Genomic DNA, 7905 nt, shown 5'->3' on the forward strand with positions numbered 1-7905 from the left:
TGCAACGGTGTGAATAAATTACGCACAAAATGTGACACCACGATGAACAAGTGAGGGCAGGAAAAGGAGAACAAGCTTGCGGTATCTTTCCCTGCGAACAGGAACTCATTGCAGCAGGGAAAGATTATATCACGCTTTTTTTAATCGGGAGTAAAGTGACGTAAATGTTGCACTGTCGCCAGCCAGGCGGCGACCCACCCGATCATCGAGCAGACAATCAGCATCAACAGGCACTCGTCGAAGCCCAGGCCGCTCAGCTCAAACTGGGTGCCGAACACTTTCGCCACTTCGGTCACTGCCGACGAGAGGCGCATCACCAGAATCTCCGACAGGATCAGCGATAAAAACGCGCCGGAGAAGCCCAGCATCGCTCCGCCGTAGAGGAACGGACGCAGGATAAAGCCGTCGGTGGCGCCGATCAGCTTCTGCACGTTAATGGTATCGCGGCGGGCAAAGATGCTCAGGCGCACGCTGTTGCCGATCACCAGGAACACCGCCGCCACCATCAGCACGCCGATCATCGCCGACACGCGGCCTACCAGCCCGGTAAGCGAGGAGAGACGGGCAAACCAGCTGTCGTCCATCCGCACCTCATCCACCCCCTGGATCCGCGATACCCGCTCGCGCAGGGTATTGAGCGCTTCCGTGCTCTGGAAATCCAGCTTCGGCACCACGATGGCGACCGCTGGCAGCGGGTTCTCTTCCAGCATATCCAGTGCGCCGCCAAAGCCTGACCAGTTACGGAATTCACCCAGCGCCTCGTCACGGGACAAATAGTTTACCTTGTCGACGCCCTGCTCCGCCTGCAGCTGGCCCACCACCCGCGCCGCGGCGTCGTCATCCAGCGTTTTTTCCAGATAAACGGTGATCTGCGGCGATGGATAATACTGTGACGCCGCGCTGCTGACGTTTTTGTAGACCATGTAGCAGACGCTTGGCAGGGTCAACGAAATGGCGATGACCATCACCGTCAGGAAGGTCGCCAGCGGCGTGCTTTTGAGATCCTGCAACGCGCCGTGCCAGGCATAGCGCACCTGTTCGTTGAACACGTTACTCTTACGCGAGGCCGGGTTAGGCGCCGCTTTCGGCCGTTTTGGCGCATTGCGCCCGCCGCCGCTGCCGCCCGCCGCGTTGCGCAGGCGATCGAACTTACTGCCGAACTGGCGAATCTGGTTCATTGCGTCGCGCTTATTCACCCCGAATGCCTCCATGCAGATGGCCGTCGCTGAGCGACAGCACGCGGTACGGACGACTGGAGATAAGCCCCAGATCGTGCGTCGCCATCAGTACCGTCACCCCAACGCGGTTAAACTCTTCAAACAGACGTAAAATCCCCTCCGAGAGCGCCTCGTCGAGGTTACCGGTCGGTTCATCCGCCAGCAGCACCGCCGGCTTGTTGACCACCGCGCGGGCTATACCGACGCGCTGCTGCTCACCGCCGGAGAGCTGAATCGGAAAGTTCTTCGCTTTGTCCAGCAGGCCGACCTTGTCCAGCGCCGCCGAGACGCGGCGACGAATGTCATCGCCGCTGGCGCCGGCGATAATCAGCGGGATCGCCACGTTGTCATACACGGTACGATCCATCAGCAAATGGTGGTCCTGGAAAATCATGCCGATCTGGCGGCGCAGGAACGGCACCTCACGGCTCTTCAGGCGGCTGATTTCATGACCGCTGAAGAAAATTTTCCCGGCGCTGGGCCGTTCGATACCACAGATAAGCTTCAGCAGGGTACTCTTCCCTGCGCCGGAATGGCCGGTCAGAAACGCCATCTCGCCCGGATGCAGGGGGAAGGTCACCCCCTGCAGCGCTTGTCTCCCACCGAGATAGGCTTTGCTGACTTGTTCAAAGCGAATCATTCTTAATCCTCTCGGGCAAAAAGTGCCTCAATAAAGTCGCCCGCATTAAACGGACGCAGATCCTCAATACGCTCGCCGACGCCAATATAGCGAATCGGAATGCCGAACTGATCGGCCACCGAGAAGATCACGCCGCCTTTGGCGGTGCCGTCCAGCTTGGTCAGGGTGATCCCGGTCAATCCTACCGCCTCATGGAACAGTTTGGCCTGGCTAATGGCATTCTGCCCGGTGCTGGCGTCAATAGTTAACATCACCTCATGCGGCGCGTCGACGTCCAGTTTTTTCATCACCCGGACAATCTTCTTCAGCTCTTCCATCAGGTGCGATTTATTCTGCAGACGCCCGGCGGTGTCGGCAATCAGTACGTCAACATGGCGCGCCTTCGCCGCCTGAATGGCGTCGAAAATCACCGAGGCGGAGTCCGCGCCGGTATGCTGGGCGATCACCGGGATATTGTTACGCTGACCCCAGACCTGCAGCTGTTCCACCGCCGCCGCGCGGAAGGTATCCCCCGCCGCCAGCATCACCGATTTACCCTGCTGCTCAAACTGACGCGCCAGCTTGCCGATGGTGGTGGTTTTCCCCACCCCGTTTACGCCGACCATCAAAATAACAAATGGCGTTTTGCCTTCTACGTTCAGCGGCTCATCCACTTTGGCGAGAATCTCGCCCATCTCTTCTTTCAGCAGGCCGTACAGCGCTTCCGCATCGCGCAGTTGCTTACGGCTGGCGCCTTCCGTCAGGTTGGTAATGATCTTGCGAGTGGTTTCCACCCCGACGTCGGCGATCAGCAGTTGCTCTTCCAGCTCTTCAAATAGATCATCGTCGATCTTCTTGCCGCGGAACAGGCTGATAAATCCGGAACCAAGATTTTCTTTGGTTTTCAGAAGGCTACGCTTGAGGCGGGCGAAAAAGCCTTCTTTCGTCGGTTTTTCCTGCTCCTGAGCCAGCGCTTCCACCGGCGCCTCGTCCTCGGGCTCCGGCACTACGACCGCCGCCTCTTCGGCCGCCTCGGCCGCCAGCGCCAGTGCTTCCAGCTCTTCATCGCTTAACGGGGCGTCCTCTTCAGGGACCTCCGTCTCCTGCGGCTCGGCGATAACGTCTGCCACAGGCTGCTCTGCTACGGCTTCCGCCACCACCGGTTCGGCGATCACCTCTTCCGCCAGCGGCTCAACCCCCGCAGGCTGTTCAGGCGGTTCGCTGACCGCGGGCTCCGGTTCAACAACAGGCGCTTCATCGGTCAGAGCAGGCGTTTCCACCCACTCTTTTTCCTGCACGCTGGCAGGCTCCGCGAGGTGCGCTTTTTCGCTTTCGACCACCGTCTCGGTCACTTCGACGACATCTTCGGCAAACGCCTCCGGGTCTGCTTTCGGCGCGCTCGGCTCAGCAGGGGTTTCCGCTACCGGCGTCTCATCGGCAACTGCTTGTTGTTCTTCTACTTTTTGTTCAGTCTCGGTTTCCTGTGCCTGTTCTTTCTGTCCAAAGCCCAGCCAGGAAAAGAAGCCACGTTTTTTCTCTTTTGCCATTTGCGACCACACTCCTCGCTGTTTTATTCATGGCGCAGCTTCATCAGAAGCTGAAAAAATGATGAAATTAGTCGGATAGTCTATCACTTAACTTAACTCGCAGCACCGCCCCCGGATTAAGGTTTCGTCAACCGCCGTCGATCGCTAGAATAGCAGGCCGGAAGTTGAGACTTGAGCAGAGAGATGAAAAAACCAAACCACGCGGGCAGCGGCCAGATCCGCATTATCGGTGGGCAATGGCGCGGCCGTAAATTACCGGTGCCGGAGAGCCCGGGCCTGCGGCCGACCACCGACCGGGTTCGCGAAACCCTTTTTAACTGGCTGGCGCCGTCCATCGTTGACGCGCACTGCCTCGACTGCTTTGCCGGCAGCGGCGCGCTGGGGCTGGAGGCGCTGTCCCGCTATGCGGCCAGCACCACGCTACTGGAGATGGAGCGCGGCGTAGCCCAGCAGTTGCAAAAAAATCTCGCCACCCTGAAAGCGGATCGCGGCAAGGTGATCACCACCAACACCCTCAGCTTCCTGAGTCAGCCGGGGACACCGCACCAGATCGTGTTCGTCGACCCGCCGTTCCGTCAGGGGCTGCTGGAGGAGACGCTACGTCTGCTGGAGACACAAGGCTGGCTGGCCGATGAGGCCCTGGTGTATGTCGAAAGCGAAGTCGAAAACGGTTTACCGCCGGTGCCAGCTAACTGGCAGCTGTATCGTGAAAAAGTGGCCGGACAGGTCGCCTACCGTCTTTACCAACGTGAGGCCCAAGGAGAGCACCATGCTGATTAATTTAGGCCGCCTGCTGATGCTGTGCGTCTGGGCCTTTCTGTTATTGAACCTGTTTCAGCCCTTCCCGAAGCCGCTGAATATCTTCGTCAACGTCGCGCTGATTTTCATGATCCTGATGCACGGGCTGCAGTTGACGCTGCTCAAGGCGACGCAGCCGAAAGAGGCGCCGCCGCTGAGCCGCTTTGAGCAAATCCGTATTTTTATCTTCGGCGTGTTTGAGCTCGTCGCCTGGCAGAAAAAACTGAAGGCGACGCTGAAAAAGTAGTCCTGAAAAGGGCTCAGGGATCGGGCGTAAACGCCACGAACGCTGTGCCCTTATAACTCAACATCCCGCGATCGCCCACGCTCAGCGCATGATATTGCGGCGCGTCGAGGCGAAACATCACCTCCAGCCCACCGTTTTCGGGGCGAAAGCTCGCTTCATAGCGCATCTCACTGCCTGCGGGCGTCACCGTCTGCTGCCTCGAGCGCCGATCGTTAATCACTTTTTCCCGTTTATTGCTGACGATAACCCGCTTTTGTAGCAACGGCGCGGCGTCATTCGCCTGTTTCTCACGGCGCTGCTGGACATAGCGAAACGAAGCCGCCACCACAATCACCGCGACGACCAGAACAAAAAAGAGGGGCATTTTACTCATCAAGGTTACCCATAAAAAATATCAGGAATCAGCATACTGCGTCGGGAATAACATTGTCATCTGCTACGCCAAACCACTACACTGAGTTGTAGCATCACGCATCCGTAACTTTCTTTATGATAACAGATACAGGGACTTACTATGCTTTGGTCATTTATTGCTGTCTGTTTCTCCGCATGGCTTTATGTCGATGCATCCTATCGTGGGCCGGCCTGGCGACGTTGGGTATTTAAACCTGTCACCCTGATTCTGTTGCTGTTACTGGCCTGGCAGGCGCCGATGTTCAATGCCATCAGCTATCTGGTGCTGGCCGGCCTGTGCGCCTCGCTGCTCGGCGACGCCCTGACCCTGCTGCCGCGCCAGCGGGTGATGTACGCGGTGGGCGCTTTCTTCCTGTCACATCTGCTGTATACCATCTGGTTCGCCAGCCAGCTGACGCTGTCGTTCTTCTGGCCGCTGCCGCTGGTGCTGCTGGTATTCGGCGCCCTGCTGATGGCGGTGATCTGGAGTCGGCTGGAAGAGATGAAAATGCCGGTGCTGACCTTTATTGGAATGACGCTGGTGATGGTCTGGCTGGCCGGTGAGCTGTGGTTTGCCCGCCCCACCAACACCGCGCTGTCCGGTTTCGCTGGCGCGGCCCTGCTGCTGCTGAGCAATGCCGTATGGCTGGTGAGCCACTATCGTCGCCGCTTCCGCGCCGATAACGCCATTGCCGCCGCGTTCTACTTTGCCGGCCACTTCCTGATCGTGCGCGCGTTATACCTGTAATTTAGTCCTTGACTCTGGAGTCGACTCCAGAGTGTATCCTACGGCTAATGAGAAAATTATCATTTCCCGGAGGGTGCCATGTCGACTCCAGACGCGCAGGATAAAAAAGTCCCACAATTCTCGTCATTCACCATGCGGCCAGCGACCGCGCCGGCGGAGAGCTGCTGTACAGATCACGCCTGCGCCACAGAATCCGCCCCTGCCGCCGAAGCGCTCGACGACGCCCGCTATAGCTGGCAGGTTGATGGCATGGACTGCGCCGCCTGCGCCCGCAAGGTGGAAACCGCGGTTCGCCAGGTACCCGGCGTCAGTCAGGTCCAGGTGCTGTTCGCCACAGAAAAGTTGCTGGTTAACGCCGAGGGTGATATCCGCGCTCAGGTTGAGAACGCGGTCCGCCAGGCGGGCTATACGCTGCGCGATGCCGATGCTCCCGCAGCAGAGAAAACCCGAGGGTCGCTGCTGCGCGACAATCTGCCGTTACTGACGCTGGTTATCATGATGGCCCTGAGCTGGGGGCTGGAGCAGGCCAACCACCCCGCCGGTCAGTTGGCCTTTATTGCCACCACCCTGGTTGGCCTGTGGCCGGTTGCTCGCCAGGCGCTGCGCCTGATCAAAAGCGGGAGCTGGTTTGCCATTGAAACGCTGATGAGCGTCGCCGCCATCGGGGCGCTGTTTATCGGCGCCACTGCGGAAGCGGCGATGGTCCTGCTGCTGTTCCTGATCGGCGAGCGTCTCGAAGGCTGGGCCGCCAGCCGCGCACGGCAGGGGGTGAGCGCGCTGATGGCGCTGAAGCCCGACACCGCCATCCGTCTGCGCAACGGCGTGCGGGAAATCGTCGCCCAGCGCGACCTGCGTCCCGGAGATGTGATTGAAGTGGCCGCCGGCGGGCGTCTGCCGGCGGATGGCCAGCTGCTGTCGCCGTTTGCCAGCTTTGATGAAAGCGCCCTGACCGGTGAGTCGGTGCCGGTGGAGCGTCAGGCCGGGGAACGAGTCGCGGCGGGCGCCACCAGCGTCGATCGCCTGGTGCAGCTTACCGTGATATCCGAACCGGGCGACAGCGCCATCGACCGCATCCTGAAGCTGATTGAAGAGGCAGAGGAACGTCGGGCGCCAATCGAGCGTTTTATCGATCGCTTCAGCCGGATCTACACCCCGGCCATTATGGTCGTAGCTTTGTTGGTCGCCATTGTCCCACCGCTGTTCTTCGCCAGCGCCTGGCTGCCGTGGATTTATAAAGGGCTGACGCTGCTGCTGATCGGCTGTCCGTGCGCGCTGGTCATCTCCACGCCGGCGGCCATCACCTCCGGCCTGGCGGTCGCCGCCCGCCGCGGGGCGCTAATCAAAGGCGGCGCGGCGCTGGAACAGCTGGGCCAGGTGCGGCAGGTGGCGTTCGATAAAACCGGCACCCTGACCGTCGGCCAGCCGCAGGTGACTTCGGTGATCGCCACGGCTGAGTTTGACGACAACGCGCTGCTGGCGCTGGCGGCGGCGGTGGAGCAAGGCTCCAGCCACCCGCTGGCGCAGGCCATCGTCCGTGAAGCACAGCGGCGTCAGCTGAGTATTCCGCTTGCCAGCGGCCAGCGGGCGCTGGCGGGCTCTGGCATCGAAGCCGAGGTGAACGGCAGCCGCATCTTGATCTGCGCCGCCAGCAAAGCCGCCCCGGCAGAACATGAGGCGCAGATCCAGCAGCTGGAAAGCGCCGGGCAAACGGTAGTGCTGGTGATGCGCGGCGAGACGCTGCTCGGTATTCTGGCGCTGCGCGACACCCTGCGCGACGACGCGCGTCAGGCGGTGGATGCTCTGCATCAGTTGGGGGTTCAGGGGGTGATCCTTACCGGGGATAACCCGCGCGCCGCGGCAGCCATCGCCAGCGAACTGGGGCTGGAATTCCGCGCCGGTCTGCTGCCGGCGGACAAAGTGAAAGCCGTCATGGCGCTGAATGCCGATGCGCCGCTGGCGATGATCGGGGACGGAATCAACGACGCCCCGGCGATGAAAGCGGCCACCATCGGCATCGCCATGGGCAGCGGCACCGATGTGGCGCTGGAGACGGCCGACGCCGCGCTGACCCATAACCGTCTGACCGGCCTGGCGCAGATGATTTCTCTGGCGCGCGCCACCCATGCCAATATTCGCCAGAACATCGCGATAGCCTTAGGGCTGAAGGGGATTTTCCTCGTCACCACCCTGCTCGGCCTGACCGGCCTGTGGCTGGCGGTGCTGGCGGATACCGGCGCCACCGTGCTGGTAACGGCTAACGCGCTGCGGTTATTGCGTAAGAAGTTGTAGCATAGATACCGGCTTCCCTGCTCGCGCTGCGCTTAGCAGGGCTACGG

The 7905-nt window shown here is 60.5% G+C and carries 8 protein-coding genes; 4 read left to right on the top strand and 4 right to left on the bottom strand.

Annotated features, from left to right (window positions below):
* Positions 1-140: 140 nt before the first annotated feature.
* The 3 genes from ftsX to ftsY are packed head-to-tail and all read right to left on the bottom strand — an operon-like array spanning position 141 to position 3383.
* Entirely contained in the window at positions 141-1196 is a 1056-nt protein-coding gene (gene ftsX / locus HMPREF3142_RS16825; RefSeq protein WP_008806965.1) for a permease-like cell division protein FtsX, read from the bottom strand.
* A complete protein-coding gene (gene ftsE / locus HMPREF3142_RS16830; RefSeq protein ID WP_070612237.1) occupies positions 1189-1857 on the bottom strand; it encodes a cell division ATP-binding protein FtsE in 669 nt (222 codons plus the stop codon). The genes ftsX and ftsE overlap by 8 nt, the downstream gene beginning before the upstream one ends.
* Before the next feature lie 2 nt (positions 1858-1859).
* The gene (gene ftsY / locus HMPREF3142_RS16835) at positions 1860-3383 is read right to left on the bottom strand and encodes a signal recognition particle-docking protein FtsY (protein ID WP_070612238.1); all 1524 of its coding nucleotides are present in this window, start codon (positions 3381-3383) and stop codon (positions 1860-1862) included.
* Positions 3384-3566: 183 nt separating this feature from the next.
* Between ftsY and rsmD the strand changes: the two genes are divergently transcribed.
* Together rsmD and HMPREF3142_RS16845 are read left to right on the top strand one after the other, a co-directional pair.
* The gene (gene rsmD, locus HMPREF3142_RS16840) at positions 3567-4163 is read left to right on the top strand and encodes a 16S rRNA (guanine(966)-N(2))-methyltransferase (protein ID WP_002920820.1); all 597 of its coding nucleotides are present in this window, start codon (positions 3567-3569) and stop codon (positions 4161-4163) included.
* Positions 4153-4428, top strand: coding sequence for a DUF1145 family protein (locus HMPREF3142_RS16845; RefSeq protein WP_002920822.1), 276 nt, complete (start codon positions 4153-4155; stop codon positions 4426-4428). The genes rsmD and HMPREF3142_RS16845 overlap by 11 nt, the downstream gene beginning before the upstream one ends.
* A 13-nt stretch (positions 4429-4441) precedes the next feature.
* On the opposite strand, the gene HMPREF3142_RS16850 is transcribed toward HMPREF3142_RS16845, so the two are convergent.
* A complete protein-coding gene (locus HMPREF3142_RS16850) occupies positions 4442-4792 on the bottom strand; it encodes a DUF2500 domain-containing protein (protein WP_023340790.1) in 351 nt (116 codons plus the stop codon).
* A gap of 150 nt (positions 4793-4942) precedes the next feature.
* On the opposite strand from HMPREF3142_RS16850, the gene HMPREF3142_RS16855 reads away from it, so the two are divergent.
* On the top strand, positions 4943-5569 hold the full coding sequence (locus HMPREF3142_RS16855; RefSeq protein ID WP_004173987.1) for a lysoplasmalogenase: 627 nt from the start codon (positions 4943-4945) through the stop codon (positions 5567-5569).
* A 78-nt stretch (positions 5570-5647) separates the two neighbouring features.
* The gene (gene zntA, locus HMPREF3142_RS16860) at positions 5648-7858 is read left to right on the top strand and encodes a Zn(II)/Cd(II)/Pb(II) translocating P-type ATPase ZntA (protein ID WP_040968930.1); all 2211 of its coding nucleotides are present in this window, start codon (positions 5648-5650) and stop codon (positions 7856-7858) included.
* Positions 7859-7905 lie beyond the last annotated feature (47 nt).

The sequence above is a fragment of the Klebsiella sp. HMSC16C06 genome, assembly GCF_001808325.1.
Classification (GTDB): domain Bacteria; phylum Pseudomonadota; class Gammaproteobacteria; order Enterobacterales; family Enterobacteriaceae; genus Klebsiella; species Klebsiella variicola.